The sequence below is a fragment of the Vibrio hepatarius genome (assembly GCF_043642085.1).
Classification (GTDB): Bacteria; Pseudomonadota; Gammaproteobacteria; order Enterobacterales; family Vibrionaceae; genus Vibrio; species Vibrio hepatarius_C.
The window spans coordinates 182,825-202,072 of record NZ_JBHZSA010000007.1; the positions used below are offsets into that span (position 1 = coordinate 182,825).

Sequence of the window (19,248 nt, forward strand, 5' to 3'; positions counted from 1 at the left end):
TTTGAGTGTTTCGTGCTCAAGCGCTGCGCCTGTGCTGTAATAGTCGACATTGAAAATAAGCGTCTTTCCGATGACAGCCAGTTAATTTCGAGGAGTTTTACCGTGGATAAACCTTGGTTATCACGTTATCCAACTGATGTGCCTGAGCATATCAACCCAGACCAATACCCATCTTTGGTGGAAATGTTTGAACAGTCCGTGCAAAAGTTCGCTGACCAGCCTGCATTTATGAACATGGGCTCGGTAATGACTTTCCGTAAACTGGAAGAGCGTAGCCGTGCTTTTGCCGCTTATCTGCAAAATGACCTTAAGCTACAAAAAGGCGACCGCGTTGCTTTGATGATGCCAAACTTGCTGCAATATCCAGTAGCTTTGTTTGGTGTGCTGCGTGCAGGTCTTATTGCGGTAAACGTAAACCCGCTGTATACGCCGCGTGAACTAGAGCACCAGCTAAAAGACTCAGGCGCAAAAGCGATTGTGATTGTCTCAAACTTTGCTAATACACTAGAGCAAGTCGTAGAGAATACGCCAGTTAAACATGTAATCCTGACGAGTCTAGGTCAAATGCTACCGCGCGCGAAAGGCACTATCGTTGACTTCGTGGTGAAATACGTAAAAGGCATGGTACCTAAATACGATCTGCCGGGTGCGATCTCTATGCGTAAAGCGCTGCACAAAGGTCGTCGTCTTCAGTACGTCAAGCCATTTATGTCTGGTGATGATATTGCGTTCTTACAATACACTGGTGGTACTACAGGTGTGGCGAAAGGGGCGATCCTAACGCACCGCAATATGATTGCTAACGTGATGCAGGCGAAAGGGGCTTACGGTCCAGTTCTGTCTGAAGGTCGTGAGTTAGTGGTTACCGCATTGCCGCTGTATCACGTGTTCGCACTGACAGTGAACTGTTTACTGTTTGTCGAAATGGGTGGTCAGAACCTACTGATTACTAACCCGCGCGATATTCCTGGCTTTATCAAAGAGCTACAGAAATACCCATTCACAGCGATTACTGGTGTGAACACACTCTTTAATGCGCTTGTGAATAATGAAGATTTCCATGAGCTTAACTTTAAGAATCTTAAGCTTGCTGTGGGCGGCGGTATGGCGGTTCAACGCGCTGTCGCTGACCAGTGGAAGAAAACTACGGGAATCCACCTGTTAGAAGGCTATGGTCTAACTGAGTGTTCACCACTGGTAACGGGTAACCCATACGATCTAACTGACTATACAGGCGCGATTGGGCTACCTGTACCATCAACAGAAGTTCGCATTGTTGATGATGAAGGTAACCCTGTACCAAATACAGAAGTGGGTGAGCTACAAGTGCGTGGCCCTCAGGTGATGCAAGGTTACTGGCAACGCCCTGAAGCGACTAAAGAAGTGATTAGTGCGGAAGGTTGGTTATCTACGGGTGATATCGTTAAGTTTGATGATGAAGGCTTGATTCACATTGTCGATCGTAAGAAAGACATGATTCTTGTGTCTGGCTTTAACGTGTACCCGAATGAAATCGAAGATGTTGTTGCACTGCACGGTAAAGTGCTAGAAGTGGCAGCCATTGGTCAGCCACATGAAGTGTCTGGTGAGCTTGTGAAGATTTACGTTGTTAAGCGCGACCCAAGCGTAACGAAAGACGAAATCATCGCTCACTGTCGTCAGCACCTAACAGGTTATAAGGTGCCAAAATTGGTTGAGTTCAAAGATGAACTGCCGAAGACCAACGTAGGTAAGATCCTTCGCCGTGTTCTTCGTGAAGAAAATGACGCTAACCTCGCGAAATCTAAGCCGGAACAATAGAGTTACCTAAGCAACGATAAGTGAATAATGATAGAATGCCGACAATGACTTGTCGGCATTTTTTATGGCCGCCTACAACCGCTCATAGTGAGAAGTTAGTGAACTATCAAATTATTACCCAATCATCGCAATTGGAAGAGGTGTGTCAAAGCGCACGCAATGTGGATGTCGTAATGCTCGATACGGAGTTTGTCCGTACGCGAACATATTATCCGCAACTTGGCTTAATTCAGCTTTTCGATGGTGACAAATTATCACTGATTGACCCGACTGTTGTTGACGATATGACGGCGTTCGTTGAGCTGCTAAAAGACACCTCAGTTCTTAAAGTGCTGCATGCTTGTGGTGAAGATTTAGAAGTGTTCCACAATAGCTTTGGCTGTCTACCGTATCCAATGGTAGATACCCAACTGATGGCGGCATTCCTTGGTCATGGCTTGTCGACAGGATTCGCTGCTCTGGTGGAAAATTACCTAGGCGTCGAACTGGATAAAAGTGAATCACGTACCGATTGGCTAGCAAGACCGCTTTCAGACAAGCAGCTAGAATACGCTGCAGCTGATGTTTTCTACTTGCAGCCTCTATACGAGCAGCTATTTGAAAAAATCACTCAAGCGGGCTGGTGGGAAGCTGCGCAACAAGAGAGTGACCTCGCGGCATCAAAACGCATCAAAACCGTCAATCAAGAGATGGCTTACCTTGACGTCAAAGGCGCATGGCAGCTTAAACCAAGTGAGCTTGCTATCCTTAAACCGTTAGCCACTTGGCGACTCAAAGAAGCATTGCGTAGAGACTTAGCGCTGAACTTCGTGTTTAAAGAGAATGACCTTCTCACCATCGCTAAGCTAGGTATTCAAAATCGTAACCGTATGGAACAAGAGGGCATGGATCCTCGCTCTGTACAGCGCCACAGCGCACGTATTATCTCCATCGTGAAGCAAGCGAGGATGACGCCTGTAGAAGAATACCCAGAGAAGATAGAACGTCTTATGGATATGCCAGGTTATAAGCAGAAGTTCAAAGTGCTTAAAGATGAAGTGAAACGCGCTTCAGTAGCAAGTGGCTTAGCTACTGAGTTTTTGGCCTCTAAGAAGCAACTGAACCAGCTAATGAGTTGGGTGTGGAAGAAAGACCGCGACCCTGCGAAGTTGCCTGACGTGATGCAAAGCTGGCGACTAGAATTGTTTGGTGAAAAGCTCAATAAACTGCTTTAACTCCCCCAACAATTCATTAGTCAAGATAGACCAACAAACAGGGCTTCCAATTGGAAGCCCTTAATTTATATGACTGCTGTAAGCTGAGTCTTAGCTCGACATAACCTTATAGATAGGGTCTTCTGCGTCATTAACCTCAACTAGGCTACCCGCTTTATGCAGAGTCTTAACACAGTCCTGGCTTAGGTGGCGCAGGTGCAGTGTCTTACCAAGTACAGAGTAACGTTCAGCAATAGTATCGATCGCTTCGATTGCTGAATGGTCAGTAACGCGAGAGTTAGCAAAATCGACAATCACATCTTGCGGGTCGTTTGCTGCGTCAAATAGTTCGAGGAAGTTAGCGGTAGAGCCGAAGAATACTGGACCGTTGATCTTGTATACTTTAGAACCTTCGTCATTAGTGTGAGTATCAGCATAGATGTGCTTAGCGTGTTGCCATGCAAACATAAGCGCAGAAGCGATAACACCAACGAATACGGCAACTGCAAGGTCAGTGAGTACCGTAACAACGGTTACTAGCACGATAACAAAGAAGTCTTGTTTTGGTACACGGCGTGCAAGTTTGAATGTTGCCCACTCAAATGTACCAATAACTACCATGAACATCACACCAACTAGTGCTGCTAGAGGGATCATTTCAATCAGCGCTGAAGCGAATAGAATGAACATCAGTAGTGCAACAGCAGCAACGATACCCGATAGACGACCACGGCCGCCTGAGTTTACGTTGATCATTGACTGACCGATCATCGCACAACCACCCATCGCACCAAACACAGAACAAGTCATGTTCGCCATACCTTGACCGATACATTCACGGTTTGACTGGCCGCGAGTGTTAGTCATTTCATCAAGAACAGTCAGTGTTAGTAGTGACTCAATTAGGCCGATAGCCGCAAGGATGATTGCGTATGGCAGGATGATTTGGAATGTTTCTAGCGTAAATGGCACTGTTGGAATAGAGAAGGTTGGTAGAGAGCCAGCTAAAGTTGCCGCTTCATCACCAGACATTGTACGTAGGAAGTCCACTACGGTACGTGTTTCAAGATCTAGACCTACCACTAATGCCGTTACTGTTACGATAGCAACCAGAGATGATGGTACTGCTGTGGTGAACTTAGGCAGGAAGTGGATGATACCCATTGTCAGAGCAACAAGGCCAAGCATCAACATCATTTGATCTTGAGGTAACCAAGTTAGAGCGCCAGAAAGGTCTGGTGCTTTAAATTGGCCTAGCTGAGCGAGGAAGATAACAATAGCAAGGCCGTTCACAAAACCGATCATTACCGGATGTGGAACGATGCGGATAAATTTACCCAGCTTAAAGACGCCGGCAGCTACCTGAATGATACCTGCTAACATTATTGCCGCAAATAGGTACTGAACACCGTGGGTTGCAACGAGAGAAACCATTACGACTGCCATCGCACCCGTCGCACCAGAAATCATACCTGGGCGGCCGCCGAAGATAGACGTAATTAGACCTACGATAAATGCTGCGTATAGACCAACCATTGGGTCAACACCAGCAACAAAAGCGAAGGCAACGGCTTCAGGGACAAGAGCGAGTGCTACTGTTAGACCTGACAACACATCGTTCTTCACAGAGTGTTTAGAAAATTGGGGAAATTCAAACATATTTGCTCAGTTTGGCTAAGTGTTTAAAAGTATTCTGAATTGTATTTAGTCGCCAGCGGGCAAAAATGCAATGTAAAAGAGCAGAAAGACCAAATTCAACAATTCAGATCGAGTCGGCGCATGCTACCGAAAAGTGTGATTAAGTTCAAGATTGATACAGATATCGAACAATATTTGTGATCAATTATTCGCAACAAAATTGAGTGGGTTCGTTAGCGGGCTTGTTACAGGCTCAAACGCTCGTTAGATAAAAAAACAGCCTCTTAATAAGAGGCTGTTTATTATCGAGTTATAGCAGTACTAGAACTGAGGTTTGGTCATCGCTGCGCCAGCTTGGTTGCGAGCAACTTGGCTACCTGCACCGCGTGATTCGTAGCGCTCAGCTTTGAAAGGTGCGGCATTGACAGTGATTTCTTTCATCTCTGTGTTGCCTGGTGCTTTTGCCATAGCGGCAGAGGCGTGACCTTTAAAGCTTTGAGGAACCACAATGTCAGAAGGAGCAGCTTTCGCTTCTTCAACTTTTGGTGCTTCTTCAGCGATAGTTTCAACTACGACTGGAGCTTCAACAACTGCTGGTGCTTCAACTACTGGCTCAGGTTTTACTTCAGGAGTAACAGGAGCAGTCACTTCAACTTTTTCTTCAACTACAGGTTGCTCACGACGAACGATCACTTTACCCATTGCCATTTCAGGACAAGCAAAGCCACCTAGTGATGCCACGTTAGTTTCTACATTCGCTTCAACAATCGGAGCGTCAACATTGTCTGTTTTCGCTTGCTGCTTCGGTGCTGGTTTAGTGATGCCGTAGCTTGGCATTACTTTACCCATCGCCATTTCTGGAGATGCTACACCACCTTTACGTAGGCGGAATGGGTTAGGGCGACGATCACGACCGCGACGACGACGTTGACCACTTGCACGTAGGTGACGAGGTGAACGACGGTTACGGCGTTGCTTCGGTTGCTCTTCAGATTCTTCAGAAACTGCGTTAACTGCTTTTTCTTCAACAGCATCTGCTTTTGCTTCTGATTGAACTTGTTTCGCTTCTTCGTCAGCTTTCGCTTTGTTAGCTTGGTCTTTAACGCGAACTTGCTTAGATAGCTTACGACGTTGACGACGCTCTTTAACTTTCGCTGCTTTCTCTTCTGTACGTTCTTTACGTACATCAGGCTTGTCAGTTTGCTGCGCGTCTGCTGCCAGTTTTAGACCTTCTTCAGCAACTTTACTTGGCTTAACATCTTCACGCTTGTTACGGCGATCTTGTTTAGGCTTACGGTTCTGTTGCTTACGCTCATTTGGTTTCGCTTCATTCGCTGCTTCATCGCGAGTGTTCTTACGCTTGTTATCGCGTTTGTCTTCACGGTTCTCGTTACGATTGTCGCGGCTGTCACGGTTGTTGCGGCGACGGTTATCGTTACGGTTGCGGCGGTTACGATTATTGCGGTTGCCTTCTTTACGCTCTTTAGGCTTTTGCTCTTCTTTCTTCTCTTCTTCTTTTTCAGAAGAACCGAATAGGAAGCTACCTAGAGCTTTAAAGAAGCGGCTTACCAAACCAGGCTGTTCATCTTGAGCAGGTTCGCTCTTAGCCTTTCTCGCTGGTGCCGGTTTTGCTGTTGGCGCTGGAGTAGCAGGAGCTGGAGCTGTTTGGCTAGGAGATGCGAAACCTTTCAGTGCAGGTTCTTCGATCTTCTTAGGCTTAGCTTCAACTTCTACAGGCTCTTTACCTTCAGCTTCCTTCATTGCTTCAAGCTTCTTAGGAAGTAGGTAAGAAAGCAGATCAAACTCTTCACCTTCACGGACACGGATAACATCGAAATGCGGTGTTTCCATATCTGAGTTAGGTACAACAGTGATTTTCACTTCTTGAATGCGTTCAATGTGGTTAACTGAACGACGCTTTTCGTTAAGCAGGTAAGACGCGATAGGTACAGGAACAACGGCCAGTACTTGCGCGGTATTATCTTTTAACGCTTCTTCTTCGATAAGACGAAGAACAGATAGCGCTAATGATTCATTGTCACGAACGACACCAGTACCCGTACAGCGAGGACAGATGTGGTGACTCGCTTCTGCAAGAGATGGGCTCAGACGCTGACGTGACATTTCTAATAGACCAAAACGAGAAATTCGGCCGATTTGTACACGAGCGCGATCCATACGAACAGAATCACGTAGACGGTTTTCAACTTCACGCTGGTGACGCACAGGCGTCATATCGATAAAGTCGATAACAACTAGACCACCTAAGTCACGTAGACGTAGTTGGCGAGCGATTTCTTCAGCAGCTTCTAAGTTAGTATTTAGAGCTGTCTCTTCAATATCACCACCTTTCGTTGCACGAGCAGAGTTGATATCGATAGAAGTTAACGCTTCAGTTGGGTCGATTACGATTGAACCACCAGAAGGCAGACGAACTTCACGTTGGAACGCAGATTCGATCTGACTTTCGATTTGGTAGTGGCTAAACAGTGGAACTTCACCATCGTATTTTTTAACGCGGTTGACGAAGTCTGGACGAACTAGACCGATGTGCTCTAGCGCGCGCTCATAAATCGTGTTGCTGTCGATAAGGATTTCGCCGATATCGCGACGTAAATAGTCACGGATAGCGCGAACAATCACGTTACTCTCTTGGTGAATCAAGAAAGGTGCAGCGTTAGAGTCAGAAGCTTGCTTGATTGCGCCCCAGTGGTTCAGAAGTACGTTTAAGTCCCACTCAAGTTCTTCAGCACTTTTACCAACACCAGCTGTACGTACGATTAGACCCATGCCTTGAGGCAGTTCTAAAGTACTTAGTGCAGCTTTTAGTTGAGTACGCTCATCACCTTCGATACGGCGAGAAATACCGCCTGCACGAGGGTTGTTTGGCATAAGAACTAAATAACTACCCGCGAGAGAGATAAACGTAGTAAGAGCAGCGCCCTTGCTACCACGTTCTTCTTTTTCTACTTGTACGATTACTTCTTGGCCTTCAGTTAGCACTTCTTTAATGCTTGGACGGCCTTGGTAGGTGTAACCTTCAGGGAAGTATTCGCGGGCAATTTCTTTAAGAGGGAGGAAACCGTGTCTTTCTGCACCATAGTCAACAAAAGCCGCTTCTAGGCTTGGTTCGATGCGTGTGATACGTCCTTTGTAGATATTTGCTTTTTTAGATTCATGACCAGGGCTTTCGATATCTAAATCGAATAAGCGCTGACCATCAACCAAAGCAACACGCAACTCTTCTTTTTGAGTTGCGTTGATTAACATTCTTTTCATTGATAAATCTCGTTGTCATTCTTTTGTTTTGTTCTTGTCATTGCGGTCGCGTTCACGGTGCCTGATCCCATGGCTTAATCGTTGCAGCCTCCCGGCTGGAGGGATGCTCTTGGGGCACTTCAGTCTCACAAGCTTTTCTCGTTCAGCTTGTAAGCCGCATAATCGGCGGAAAATACTCAACATGATGTGCGACGAGTAGAGTGACAAGATTGCCAATTCCGAAATGTCTTACGCCGTATGCAGCATTTTGGTAAATTAGCGAGCTACTCATTCTATTGCTCAAAATATGGGGAGGTTTGTTTAAAATGCAACCAACTCATATATTGCAGGTGTGAACTATAGCAGTACCCACTAAACTCAGCAATCTGCTTTATAATAAAACGCTGAAAAAGCTGATTTTATTTTTTATAAGTGTTTGTTTTATAGGTGCTATTGAGCTCTTTTTTGAAAAATGTAATAAATTTGATGGATTTTTATCCGTAGAGGATTTTGAATTCACTCTTATTAAGCTATTTTCCATTTTGTTGCGAAGAAAATGTGATTCTGCGCAAGTTAGGGTGTTAGAATAAACGCATGAGCGAAATTAGAACAAAAGTCCAGTTCGTCGATATTGACGAAGATATGGCGGGTCAGCGTATTGATAACTTCTTACGCAACCAATTGAAAAGTATCCCTAAAAGCATGGTTTATCGAATCTTGCGTAAGGGAGAGGTGCGTGTAAATAAAAAACGCATCAAGGCTGAATACAAGCTAAAAGCGGGCGATTTGGTTCGTATCCCGCCAGTGACCATTGAAGAGAAACCGGAAGAGGCGGCTCCGAGCACTAAGCTTAATAAGGTAGCAGAACTAGAGCACATGATTATCCATGAAGATGATCATATGCTGATTCTCAACAAACCTTCAGGTACAGCGGTTCATGGTGGCAGCGGGTTAAAGTTTGGTGCAATCGAAGCGTTAAGAGCCCTTCGACCAGAAGCGAGATTCTTAGAGCTTGTTCACCGTATTGACCGAGATACCTCTGGCATCCTGCTGGTAGCGAAAAAGCGTTCTGCGCTACGCCATTTACAAGCCCAGTTCCGTGAAAAGACCGTGAAGAAGTTTTACTTTGCTTTGGTGATGGGCCAATGGAAAGCCAATTGCAAAGTGGTCAATGCGCCATTGCTGAAAAATGAAGTGAACAGCATTGTTCGTGTTAACCCAAAAGGCAAACCGTCAGAAACTCGTTTTAAGATTCTTGAAAAGTTTGCTGATGCGACCTTGATTCAAGCGAGCCCAATTACCGGGCGTACGCACCAGATTCGCGTCCATACCCAATATACAGGTCATCCAATCGCGTGGGATGATCGTTATGGTGATCGCCGCTTTGATGCTTACACTGGGCAAGTCGGGTTAGATCGTCTGTTCTTACATGCGGCTAATATCAAGTTCCAACACCCATCGAACGATGAGTGGATGGAGATTAATGCCCCAATGGAGCCTAAGTTAGAGAAAGCGTTGGCTGGGCTACGTAAGCTGAACAAATAGTTCGCTAGTTGATAGGTGGTCATTCCCGAGAGGGAGGGACGACCGAGTTGGGAATCTTTTAAAGCAAGTAGATTACTGCAGGAGATTCCCTACTCACTCCTTCGTCGCTCTATGGAATGACGGATTTATTGGCTGGTCATATAGGGGAGACGTAACAGCGTCTCCCTTTGTTTTTCGTGTTAGGTATTAAAGCACTTCAACCCCTTGTGCTTCGAGCATATCAATTAGGTCTATCAACGGCAGTCCGACCAAGGTATTTGGATCTTTACCTTCCAATCGTTCAAACAGCGCAATACCTAATCCTTCGCTTTTAAAGCTGCCCGCGCAAAAGAACGGCTCTTCCTTATCTACATAATTGGCGATTTGCTTGGCCGTCAGTTGACGGAAATGAACCGTAAAAGTATCGACTTTTACCTTGGTTTCATTAGTGTGCGAATTATATAGCGCTAACCCGGTATAAAACTGGATCGATTGACCACTTTGTTGGGTGAGTTGCTCGATGGCTTTTTCGCGGGTGTGAGGTTTACCGATGATTTTACCGTTGATCACACAAACTTGATCGCTACCTATCACTAAGCTCGGTTTTGTGAGTGGGCATGATTGCGCTTTGCCTTTCGCCAGGCGGGTGACTAGCCCGATTGGGCTTTCATTTTCTAATGGAGTCTCATCAAACTCGGGCGATGCGGTCTCGAACTCTACTGCTAGTTTATTGAGCAGTTGTCTGCGGTATGGCGAGGTTGAGGCTAAAACTAGTTGGTAATTCTGCATTTTAATTTACAATCTAACGGCGGGTTAGTGTGAGCTTAATCGATATTATGGTTGTGATACTAGCTCTCTCGCTGATAAGGAAAAAAAGTACAACTTTTTGCCCTTTTTCTTTGACTATAAACGATTTGGAAGATAGAATTCGCGCCCTATGCAAAAGGTAAAAATACCGCGTACGATTGATCCGACACGCGCAGCTCAAAAGCGACTAGATGTTGAAGGTATTATTCAAGTTAGTCTCTTTAAGCGCTTATTGGAATCAGTTGAAGGCGTTAAACGCGACGCCCAAGTGTCACTGTCATTTGACTTAGATGAGCAGCGACTCGTTGTTATCTCTGGTAAAGCTAACATCGTAGTCGACGTAGAGTGTCAGCGCTGTAATGAGGTTTTCGCACATGAGTGCGATGTCCAATTCACCTATACACCGTACCGCGGTGAAAGGACTGAAGAGGAAGCACCGGAAGAGTACGATTTGGTAGATCTGAACGAGTACGGTGAGTTAGACCTAATACAGTTAGTTGAAGACGAGTTCATTCTAAACTTGCCTCAAATAGCAATGCACGAAGAAGCGGACTGTAGCGTTGATTCAGATAATATGGTGTTTGGTGAGATTCCAGAAGAAATTGTGGAAGATGAGAAGCCGAATCCATTTGACGTTTTAAAAAGCTTAAAGAAGTAATTCTTTAATACTTACATAGGAGTAGGGTCAATGGCCGTACAAAAGAGCAAGAAATCACGTTCAATGCGTGGTATGCGTCGTTCACACGATGCCCTAACTACAGCAGCACTTTCTGTAGACGCAACTTCAGGTGAAACTCACCTACGCCACAACGTAACTGCTGAAGGTTACTACCGTGGCAAAAAGGTTATCAACAAGTAAGGTTGACCTTTGCAAAATATAACCGTTGCACTTGATGCAATGGGCGGGGACTTCGGTCCTCGCGTCACAGTGCCTGCCGCCGTGCAGGCACTGTCGCATTTCCCAGAGCTAAAAGTGATCCTTATTGGTGATCAATCTCAGATCACGTCTCAATTATCTTCGCTTGGTTTTCAGACGAATTCTCGTTTGAGTATTCAACATACAGACCGAGTGATCTCTAATTCCGAAAAACCTTCTCTCGCATTAAGAAACAGTCAAGGCAGTTCCATGGGAACAGCGATTGAGCTCGTGGCTGATAACCAAGCTGATGCTTGTGTTAGTTGCGGTAATACCGGCGCTTTAATGGCTTTGTCTCGATTTAAGCTCAAGCTACTACCTGGTATTGAACGCCCTGCGCTTATTTCTGCTTTACCCACAGCCTCCGGTGGCCGTACTTGGATGTTAGATTTAGGTGCGAATGTTTCCAGTGACGCAGACTCTTTGTTCCAGTTTGCTGTTATGGGCAGTGCATTGGCAGAGCAATATCTACAACGACCGCCGAGAGTTGCGATTCTCAACATAGGTGCTGAAGAAATAAAAGGTAATGATCTTGTCAAGCGCTGTGCTGAAATGCTGTCTCAAACCAAATCGGTAAACTTTGTTGGTTATATTGAAGGAAATCAACTTCTTCATGATGCCGCAGATGTTGTTGTTTGTGATGGTTTTGTCGGAAACGTCTGTCTGAAGGCATGCGAGGGGACCGCCCAATTATTTATAGATAAGTTGAAATCACACATGATGGCCTCATCTATAAAGGGTTGGATTGCAAGAAAATTATTTTCTAGCTTATTTAATGAGCTAAAAACATTGAACCCCGACCAGTATAATGGCGCAAGTTTGCTAGGATTGCGCGGCATTGTCATAAAAAGCCACGGAAGTGCTGATGTAGACGCAGTCATCAATGCAATTGGTGAGGCGCTGCATGAGGTCCAACGACAAGTACCAAACCGTATTAGCGATCGTTTGGAAGCGGTTTTACTCGAGAGGCATTATTAGTCTTCATGTATAGCAAAATTTTAGGTACTGGCAGCTACCTGCCATCTCAGGTGCGTTCAAACGCAGACCTAGAGAAAATGGTAGATACAAGTGATGAGTGGATTGTAACTCGTACTGGTATTAAAGAACGTCGCATTGCTGCTGAAAATGAAACAGTAGCCGACATGGGTTACTTAGCTGCGAAAAACGCGATTGAAATGGCGGGCATTGATAAGGACGATATCGACCTTATTATCGTTGCTACCACGAGCGGCAGCCATACATTCCCATCATCTGCGTGTCAGGTTCAGGCTAAGCTTGAGATCAAAGGCTGTCCAGCGTTTGATTTAGCAGCGGCTTGTTCAGGATTTGTATACGCATTGTCAGTGGCTGATCAGCATATTAAATCGGGCATGTGCAAAAATGTGCTTGTTATTGGTGCCGATGCGCTCTCTAAAACTTGTGACCCTACAGACCGTTCGACAATCATTCTATTTGGTGATGCAGCGGGCGCAGTTGTGGTTGGTCAAAGTGAAGAGCCGGGCATTCTATCGACACACATTTATTCAGATGGTCGATTCGGTGAGCTACTAAGCCTTGAAGTACCTGAGCGCGGCAAAGACGCGGATAAATGGTTACACATGGCTGGCAATGAAGTATTCAAAGTAGCGGTAACGCAACTGTCTAAGCTCGTTAAAGATACGCTTGCTGCAAATGATATGCACAAGTCTGAGCTAGATTGGTTAGTACCACACCAAGCCAACTACCGCATTATTTCGGCGACAGCGAAAAAACTGTCAATGTCACTAGACCAAGTGGTAATCACTCTTGATAAGCACGGCAACACCTCTGCAGCGACTGTTCCTACAGCGTTAGATGAAGCAGTACGTGATGGCCGTATTAAGCGTGGTCAAACCTTACTACTAGAAGCGTTTGGTGGCGGTTTCACTTGGGGCTCAGCGCTAGTTAAGTTCTAAGTTTTAATATCAAGATTTAAATTTAAGATGCCACAACGGCATCTTATCTTTCTTACTTTGTTTTAAGGAAACGAAAATGAGCAAGTTTGCTATTGTATTTCCAGGTCAAGGTTCACAAGTTGTCGGTATGCTTGCTGAGCTTGGCGAGCAGTATGACGTAGTTAAACAAACATTTGCTGAAGCGTCTGACGCTCTAGGCTATGACCTTTGGGCATTGGTTCAAAATGGTCCTGCTGAAGATCTCAATCAAACGCATCGTACTCAACCTGCATTGTTAGCATCTTCTGTTGCTATTTGGCGTGTATGGCAAGAGCTTGGCCTTGAGCAACCAGCAAACCTAGCGGGTCACAGCCTAGGTGAATACTCAGCATTAGTATGTGCTGGTGTTATCGATTTTAAAGAAGCGATCAAACTTGTTCAGCTTCGTGGCCAACTAATGCAAGAAGCGGTACCAGCAGGTACTGGCGCAATGTTTGCAATCATCGGTCTTGATGATGAATCTATTGCTAAAGCGTGTGAAGAAGCAGCGCAAGGTGAAGTTGTTTCACCAGTAAACTTCAACTCTCCAGGTCAAGTGGTTATCGCAGGTAGCAAAGATGCTGTAGAGCGCGCTGGTGCACTATGTAAAGAAGCGGGCGCTAAGCGTGCACTTCCTTTACCAGTTTCAGTTCCTTCACACTGTGCACTGATGAAGCCAGCAGCTGACAAACTAGCGGTGGCACTAGAAGAATTAGAATTCAACGCACCTCAACTGCCAGTGATCAACAACGTTGATGTCGCAGCTGAAACTGACCCTGCAAAAATTAAAGACGCACTTGTACGTCAGCTATACAGCCCAGTTCGTTGGACTGAAAGCGTACAGCTAATGAGCGAGCAAGGCGTAGAGAAACTTCTTGAGCTTGGTCCAGGTAAAGTTCTAACTGGCCTAACAAAACGAATTGTTAAGACACTAAGTGGCGCTGCAGTAAACGATGCTGCATCTCTAGACGCTGCTAAGTAATTTAAGAACAAAGGAATAACGAACATGATGAACCTAGAAGGCAAAGTTGCTCTAGTTACTGGTGCAAGCCGTGGTATCGGTCGTGCTATCGCTGAGCTACTTGTAGAGCGTGGTGCAAAGGTTATTGGTACTGCTACGTCTGAAGGTGGTGCGGCTGCGATCAGCGAGTACCTTGGTGAGAACGGTAAAGGTCTTGCTCTAAACGTAACAGATGTTGAGTCTATCGAAGCAACACTGAAGACGATCAACGATGAGTTTGGTGTGATTGATATCCTAGTGAACAACGCAGGTATTACACGCGACAACCTACTTATGCGTATGAAAGATTCAGAGTGGGATGACATCATCGACACTAACTTAACGCCAATCTTCCGTATGTCTAAAGCGGTTCTGCGTGGCATGATGAAAAAACGCGCGGGTCGCATCATCAACGTAGGTTCAGTTGTTGGTACTATGGGTAACGCAGGTCAAGCAAACTACGCAGCGGCTAAAGCGGGCGTTATCGGTTTCACTAAGTCTATGGCTCGTGAAGTTGCTTCTCGTGGCATTACTGTGAACACAGTGGCACCTGGTTTTATCGAAACAGATATGACTAAAGCACTGAATGATGACCAACGTGCAGCGACGCTATCTAACGTACCAGCAGGTCGTCTAGGTGATCCACGTGAAATTGCTTCAGCAGTTGTATTCCTAGCTTCTCCAGAAGCAGCGTACATTACTGGTGAGACTTTGCATGTAAATGGCGGTATGTACATGGTGTAAAACGCTTTCGTAGAGATATTTGTGAACTTTTACATTAATTTTCACTCAAATCTCTGCAATCGTGTTAATTTGCACTTAATGTCGTCAACTAGGCTATTTTTTGTAAGGAAAGTAGCCTATAGTTTGAGATTATTGACACTATCCTGCACAAGATTTGTGCATGATTTAAGTCAAAAATGTATTGAATTTCGGTTAAAATCGCTAAAATTGTGGTTTGACCAGCAAGGTCCCTCTTGCAACTTTCAGTAGTTCGAATAAACTACTGAATCATCGCATTGAGCGAAATCTGTAAAGGAAAAGAAAAAATGAGCAACATCGAAGAACGCGTAAAGAAAATCATTGTTGAACAGCTAGGTGTAGACGAAGCTGAAGTTAAAAACGAAGCTTCATTCGTTGATGATCTAGGTGCTGATTCTCTAGACACTGTTGAACTAGTAATGGCTCTAGAAGAAGAATTCGACACTGAGATTCCAGACGAAGAAGCTGAGAAAATCACTACTGTTCAAGCTGCAATCGACTACGTAAACAGCGCTCAGTAATATCTCTCCCAGGCGGCCTTCTGGCCGCCTGTGTTCTTTTAAACCCTTCTATCCTTCCATAGAATCATTTCATTTTCCGGAGAATAATATCGTGTCCAAGCGTCGTGTTGTTGTCACTGGCATGGGTATGTTGTCACCGGTAGGCAACACCGTAGAATCATCATGGAAAGCCCTGCTTGCAGGTCAAAGTGGTATCGTTAATATCGAACACTTTGATGCTGAAAACTTCTCAACTCGCTTTGCGGGTCTTGTTAAAGATTTTGACTGTACTGAATACATGTCAAAGAAAGATGCACGTAAAATGGATCTATTTATCCAGTACGGCATTGCTGCAGGTATCCAAGCGCTAGATGACTCTGGTTTACAAATCAACGAAGAAAACGCACCACGTGTTGGTGTAGCAATCGGTTCAGGCATTGGTGGCTTAGATCTGATTGAAACTGGCCACACAGCGCTAGTTGAAAAGGGCCCTCGTAAGGTTAGCCCGTTCTTCGTTCCATCAACCATCGTTAACATGGTTGCAGGTAACTTATCTATTATGCGTGGTCTTCGCGGTCCTAACATCGCGATCTCGACGGCGTGTACAACAGGTCTTCACAACATCGGTCACGCGGCGCGTATGATTGCATACGGCGACGCAGAAGCGATGGTTGCTGGTGGTGCAGAAAAAGCATCCACTCCGCTAGGTATGGCTGGTTTTGGCGCAGCGAAAGCATTGTCTACTCGCAATGATGAACCTCAAAAAGCTTCACGCCCATGGGATGTAGACCGTGATGGTTTTGTTCTGGGTGATGGCGCAGGCATGATGGTTCTTGAAGAGTACGAACACGCTAAAGCTCGTGGCGCTAAGATCTACGCTGAACTTGTTGGTTTCGGTATGTCTGGTGATGCTTACCACATGACTTCTCCTTCTGAAGATGGTTCTGGTGGTGCACTGGCTATGGAAGCGGCAATGCGTGACGCAGGTATCGTTGGTACTCAAGTTGGTTACGTAAACGCTCACGGTACATCAACGCCAGCAGGTGATGTTGCAGAAATTAAAGGTGTTCGTCGTGCTCTAGGTGAAGAAGGCGTTAAACAGGTTAAAGTTTCTTCAACAAAATCTATGACGGGTCACCTACTAGGTGCTGCAGGTTCGGTTGAAGCAATCATAACGGTTATGTCTTTGGTTGATCAGATTGTTCCACCAACAATCAACCTAGATAACCGCGCTGAAGGTCTTGAAGATATCGACCTAGTTCCTCATACAGCGAAAGAAGTTCAAATGGATTACGCTATTTGTAACTCATTCGGCTTCGGCGGTACCAACGGCTCTCTAGTATTTAAAAAAATCTAAAGAACTGTTTAACTGAGTCTAATTAAACGGCTTAATGCTTTGGCATTAAGCCGTTTTGTTATTTAATACCCCTATAAATTCAATTCAAGGACTCGCTATGTTTTGGCTTAATGGAAAACCGGCTGATTCGATTTCATTGTCTGACCGTTCATTTCAGTATGGCGATGGCTGCTTTACAACCATGCTGACACGTGGCGGTCGTATTCAGTACTGGCCGAGGCACATAGAGAGAATGAATGCCTGTTTGGATTTACTTGCTATACCTCAGCCCGACTGGAATCAAGTTGAGTATTGGTTGCAACAAGCGATTAAGCCAGACACAAAATCGGGCCTGAAACTGCATATTAGTCGCGGAGAAGGGGGCAGGGGATATAGCCCTACTCAAGTAGCCTCACCAAATGTTACTATTAGCGACTTTATTTATCCTTCTCACTATGAACAATGGGTGAGTGGAGGATTAGAGCTTGGAATCTGTCGTACTCGACTTGGTCACAATCCATTACTCGCCGGACACAAACATAACAACCGCCTTGAACAAGTTCTCGCAAAAGCGGAGCTCGATGACGGCGGGAATGCTGACGGTGTTGTGCTTGATATTTGTGACTATGTTGTCGAAACAACGATGGCGAATCTATTTTGGGTTAAAGATGCGACTTTGTTTACCCCCGACCTTCGAAATGCAGGGGTAAATGGTGTGATGAAACGAGTCGTATTAGAGCAGGTGCAGACACTACCGCTCGAAGCTTCAATTGGTGACTTCAAACTTGAAGAGTTACTGTCAGCCGATGAAGTATTTGTCTCAAACTCGGTACTTGGTGTTGCTCCAATTACCCGTATAGGCTCAACCAGCTTTAATATTGGAAAAATTACAAAACGAATTCAGGAGATGATCGACTCGTGATCAAGAAAATCACTCTATTTTTGCTTTTGGTTGCTAGTGTAGTCGCAGGAGGTTACTTCTACGTTGCTCAGCAGGTAGAGCAATATGTCAGCCAGCCACTTCAACTTGAAGAACCACAAATCTTTACTATCGAATCTGGGACCAGCTTTAACCGAGTATTGGCAAGTTTGACTAGTGCAGGGCTTATTGAAAGCAGCGATATGGTGAAGTTGGTTCGTCGCTTTCACCCAGATCTCACTCAGCTGAGAGCGGGTACTTACTTAATTGAGCCTGAGTTGACTCTAAGAGAAGTTCTAGAAGAATTTAAACAGGGCAAAGAACATCAATTTTCGATCACGTTTGTTGAAGGCTCGACATTTAAAGAGTGGCGAGAAATTTTAGAAAGTTCGCCTTATTTAGAGCATGAATTGCAAGGCTTAACAGAAGCAGATATTGCCAAGTTGTTGGGCTCTGAGTATGAAAAGCTTGAAGGGCTGCTACTTGCAGAAACGTATCACTACACCTTTGGTGCATCTGATCTCGATATCTTGAAACGAGCAGCGAATAAGCTGCAGGCAGTATTAGATGAGCAGTGGGCGCAGCGCCAACAAAAGCTGCCATTGAAGTCGGCCTATGAAGCGCTAATCCTTGCCTCAATCATCGAAAAAGAGACCGCGGTTGAGTCTGAGCGTGAGCGCGTTGCATCCGTCTTCGTTAACCGCCTCAACAAGCGTATGCGTCTGCAAACGGATCCTACCGTCATTTATGGTATGGGTGATAAGTACGATGGCAACATTCGCAAGAAAGACTTACGTACACCAACGCCATATAATACCTACACAATTTTTGGTCTGCCACCAACGCCAATTGCGATGCCGGGCGAAGCATCTATCGCAGCTGCGCTTAACCCTGAAGACAGCAATTACCTTTACTTTGTCGCAAGCGGCAAAGGCGGACACGTATTTTCAAAATCTTTAGCTGAGCATAACCGCGCAGTTCGAGCATACTTAAAACAACTAAGAAGCAACAAATGACAAACGCTAAATTCATCGTTATTGAAGGCCTAGAGGGCGCAGGAAAAAGTTCAGCAATTAACGCAGTATTGGAGACGTTGAAACAATCTGGCGTTGAAAGTATCACTAATACTCGTGAGCCAGGCGGAACGGCACTTGCTGAAAAGCTGAGAACCTTGGTCAAGCAAGAGCATGAAGGTGAACAACTTCAAGATATGACGGAACTGCTTTTAATGTACGCCGCGCGTGTTCAGTTAGTTGAAAACGTCATCAAGCCAGCATTAGATGCAGGAACATGGGTCGTCGGTGATCGTCATGACATGTCATCTCAAGCGTATCAAGGTGGTGGCCGTCAAATTCCAATCACGACGATGCAAGCGTTAAAGCAAACCACACTTGGTGATTTTAAGCCGGACTTAACGATTTATCTTGATATTGATCCTCGCGTCGGCCTAGAGCGCGCTCGTGGTCGCGGTGAGCTAGATCGTATTGAAAAGATGGATATGGGCTTTTTCGATCGTACTCGTGAACGCTATTTGCAATTGGCTGATCAAGATGACTCTGTTGTTATTGTTAATGCCGAGCAACAAATCGAGAAAGTAGCTGCTGATATTTCGAATGCCTTAACAAGCTGGATGAAAGCATAAG

General features: G+C 45.3%; 17 protein-coding genes. 14 read left to right on the top strand and 3 right to left on the bottom strand.

Going from position 1 to position 19,248, the window contains the following annotated elements:
• The first annotated feature begins 102 nt into the window (after positions 1-102).
• Both fadD and rnd read left to right on the top strand, forming a co-directional pair.
• Positions 103-1,800 carry a long-chain-fatty-acid--CoA ligase FadD gene (gene fadD, locus ACHUFZ_RS15110; RefSeq protein ID WP_394127792.1) on the top strand — a complete coding sequence of 566 codons (1,698 nt, stop codon included), beginning with the start codon at positions 103-105 and terminating at the stop codon, positions 1,798-1,800.
• Between the two features lie 98 nt (positions 1,801-1,898).
• Positions 1,899-3,014: a ribonuclease D gene (gene rnd, locus ACHUFZ_RS15115; protein ID WP_394127793.1), complete on the top strand. Its 1,116-nt coding sequence runs from the start codon at positions 1,899-1,901 to the stop codon at positions 3,012-3,014.
• A 90-nt stretch (positions 3,015-3,104) separates the two neighbouring features.
• Here the strand turns inward: rnd and ACHUFZ_RS15120 are convergent, their stop codons facing one another.
• Together ACHUFZ_RS15120 and rne are read right to left on the bottom strand one after the other, a co-directional pair.
• Positions 3,105-4,652: a SulP family inorganic anion transporter gene (locus ACHUFZ_RS15120; protein WP_394127794.1), complete on the bottom strand. Its 1,548-nt coding sequence runs from the start codon at positions 4,650-4,652 to the stop codon at positions 3,105-3,107.
• Positions 4,653-4,952: 300 nt separating this feature from the next.
• A complete protein-coding gene (rne, locus tag ACHUFZ_RS15125) occupies positions 4,953-7,910 on the bottom strand; it encodes a ribonuclease E (RefSeq protein ID WP_394127795.1) in 2,958 nt (985 codons plus the stop codon).
• A 573-nt stretch (positions 7,911-8,483) separates the two neighbouring features.
• Between rne and rluC the strand changes: the two genes are divergently transcribed.
• On the top strand, positions 8,484-9,434 hold the full coding sequence (rluC, locus tag ACHUFZ_RS15130) for a 23S rRNA pseudouridine(955/2504/2580) synthase RluC (RefSeq protein ID WP_394127796.1): 951 nt from the start codon (positions 8,484-8,486) through the stop codon (positions 9,432-9,434).
• 186 nt (positions 9,435-9,620) lie between these two features.
• Here rluC and ACHUFZ_RS15135 read toward each other — a convergent pair whose 3' ends face one another.
• The gene (locus ACHUFZ_RS15135; RefSeq protein ID WP_394127797.1) at positions 9,621-10,202 is read right to left on the bottom strand and encodes a Maf family protein; all 582 of its coding nucleotides are present in this window, start codon (positions 10,200-10,202) and stop codon (positions 9,621-9,623) included.
• Between the two features lie 148 nt (positions 10,203-10,350).
• Between ACHUFZ_RS15135 and yceD the strand changes: the two genes are divergently transcribed.
• From yceD to tmk, 11 genes are all read left to right on the top strand, one after another.
• Positions 10,351-10,878, top strand: coding sequence for a 23S rRNA accumulation protein YceD (yceD, locus tag ACHUFZ_RS15140; protein WP_394127798.1), 528 nt, complete (start codon positions 10,351-10,353; stop codon positions 10,876-10,878).
• A gap of 30 nt (positions 10,879-10,908) precedes the next feature.
• On the top strand, positions 10,909-11,079 hold the full coding sequence (rpmF, locus tag ACHUFZ_RS15145; RefSeq protein ID WP_004414666.1) for a 50S ribosomal protein L32: 171 nt from the start codon (positions 10,909-10,911) through the stop codon (positions 11,077-11,079).
• 9 nt (positions 11,080-11,088) lie between these two features.
• Positions 11,089-12,114, top strand: a complete 1,026-nt coding sequence (gene plsX, locus ACHUFZ_RS15150) for a phosphate acyltransferase PlsX (RefSeq protein ID WP_394127799.1) — start codon at positions 11,089-11,091, stop codon at positions 12,112-12,114.
• A gap of 5 nt (positions 12,115-12,119) precedes the next feature.
• On the top strand, positions 12,120-13,070 hold the full coding sequence (locus ACHUFZ_RS15155; RefSeq protein WP_134833903.1) for a beta-ketoacyl-ACP synthase III: 951 nt from the start codon (positions 12,120-12,122) through the stop codon (positions 13,068-13,070).
• Positions 13,071-13,146: 76 nt separating this feature from the next.
• Entirely contained in the window at positions 13,147-14,070 is a 924-nt protein-coding gene (fabD, locus tag ACHUFZ_RS15160) for an ACP S-malonyltransferase (RefSeq protein ID WP_053438274.1), read from the top strand.
• 27 nt (positions 14,071-14,097) lie between these two features.
• Complete coding sequence (gene fabG / locus ACHUFZ_RS15165; RefSeq protein ID WP_394127822.1) at positions 14,098-14,832, top strand: 3-oxoacyl-ACP reductase FabG; 735 nt, start codon at positions 14,098-14,100, stop codon at positions 14,830-14,832.
• Between the two features lie 305 nt (positions 14,833-15,137).
• Complete coding sequence (acpP, locus tag ACHUFZ_RS15170; RefSeq protein WP_004406112.1) at positions 15,138-15,371, top strand: acyl carrier protein; 234 nt, start codon at positions 15,138-15,140, stop codon at positions 15,369-15,371.
• 91 nt (positions 15,372-15,462) lie between these two features.
• Positions 15,463-16,707, top strand: coding sequence for a beta-ketoacyl-ACP synthase II (fabF, locus tag ACHUFZ_RS15175; protein ID WP_053438273.1), 1,245 nt, complete (start codon positions 15,463-15,465; stop codon positions 16,705-16,707).
• Between the two features lie 97 nt (positions 16,708-16,804).
• Positions 16,805-17,608: an aminodeoxychorismate lyase gene (gene pabC, locus ACHUFZ_RS15180; RefSeq protein WP_394127800.1), complete on the top strand. Its 804-nt coding sequence runs from the start codon at positions 16,805-16,807 to the stop codon at positions 17,606-17,608.
• Positions 17,605-18,621: an endolytic transglycosylase MltG gene (gene mltG / locus ACHUFZ_RS15185; protein WP_394127801.1), complete on the top strand. Its 1,017-nt coding sequence runs from the start codon at positions 17,605-17,607 to the stop codon at positions 18,619-18,621. The genes pabC and mltG overlap by 4 nt, the downstream gene beginning before the upstream one ends.
• Positions 18,618-19,247 carry a dTMP kinase gene (tmk, locus tag ACHUFZ_RS15190; protein WP_394127802.1) on the top strand — a complete coding sequence of 210 codons (630 nt, stop codon included), beginning with the start codon at positions 18,618-18,620 and terminating at the stop codon, positions 19,245-19,247. The genes mltG and tmk overlap by 4 nt, the downstream gene beginning before the upstream one ends.
• The last annotated feature ends 1 nt before the right edge of the window (position 19,248 follow it).

Bases quoted from the DNA above. Each gene is read 5' to 3' on its own strand.
- ACHUFZ_RS15120 (WP_394127794.1), bottom strand. From the start codon at position 4,652: ATGTTTGAATTTCCCCAATTTTCTAAACACTCTGTGAAGAACGATGTG.
- pabC (WP_394127800.1), top strand. From the start codon at position 16,805: ATGTTTTGGCTTAATGGAAAACCGGCTGATTCGATTTCATTGTCTGAC.
- tmk (WP_394127802.1), top strand. From the start codon at position 18,618: ATGACAAACGCTAAATTCATCGTTATTGAAGGCCTAGAGGGCGCAGGA.
- ACHUFZ_RS15155 (WP_134833903.1), top strand. From the start codon at position 12,120: ATGTATAGCAAAATTTTAGGTACTGGCAGCTACCTGCCATCTCAGGTG.
- fabG (WP_394127822.1), top strand. From the start codon at position 14,098: ATGAACCTAGAAGGCAAAGTTGCTCTAGTTACTGGTGCAAGCCGTGGT.
- ACHUFZ_RS15135 (WP_394127797.1), bottom strand. From the start codon at position 10,202: ATGCAGAATTACCAACTAGTTTTAGCCTCAACCTCGCCATACCGCAGA.
- rluC (WP_394127796.1), top strand. From the start codon at position 8,484: ATGAGCGAAATTAGAACAAAAGTCCAGTTCGTCGATATTGACGAAGAT.
- yceD (WP_394127798.1), top strand. From the start codon at position 10,351: ATGCAAAAGGTAAAAATACCGCGTACGATTGATCCGACACGCGCAGCT.
- fabD (WP_053438274.1), top strand. From the start codon at position 13,147: ATGAGCAAGTTTGCTATTGTATTTCCAGGTCAAGGTTCACAAGTTGTC.
- rne (WP_394127795.1), bottom strand. From the start codon at position 7,910: ATGAAAAGAATGTTAATCAACGCAACTCAAAAAGAAGAGTTGCGTGTT.
- acpP (WP_004406112.1), top strand. From the start codon at position 15,138: ATGAGCAACATCGAAGAACGCGTAAAGAAAATCATTGTTGAACAGCTA.
- rpmF (WP_004414666.1), top strand. From the start codon at position 10,909: ATGGCCGTACAAAAGAGCAAGAAATCACGTTCAATGCGTGGTATGCGT.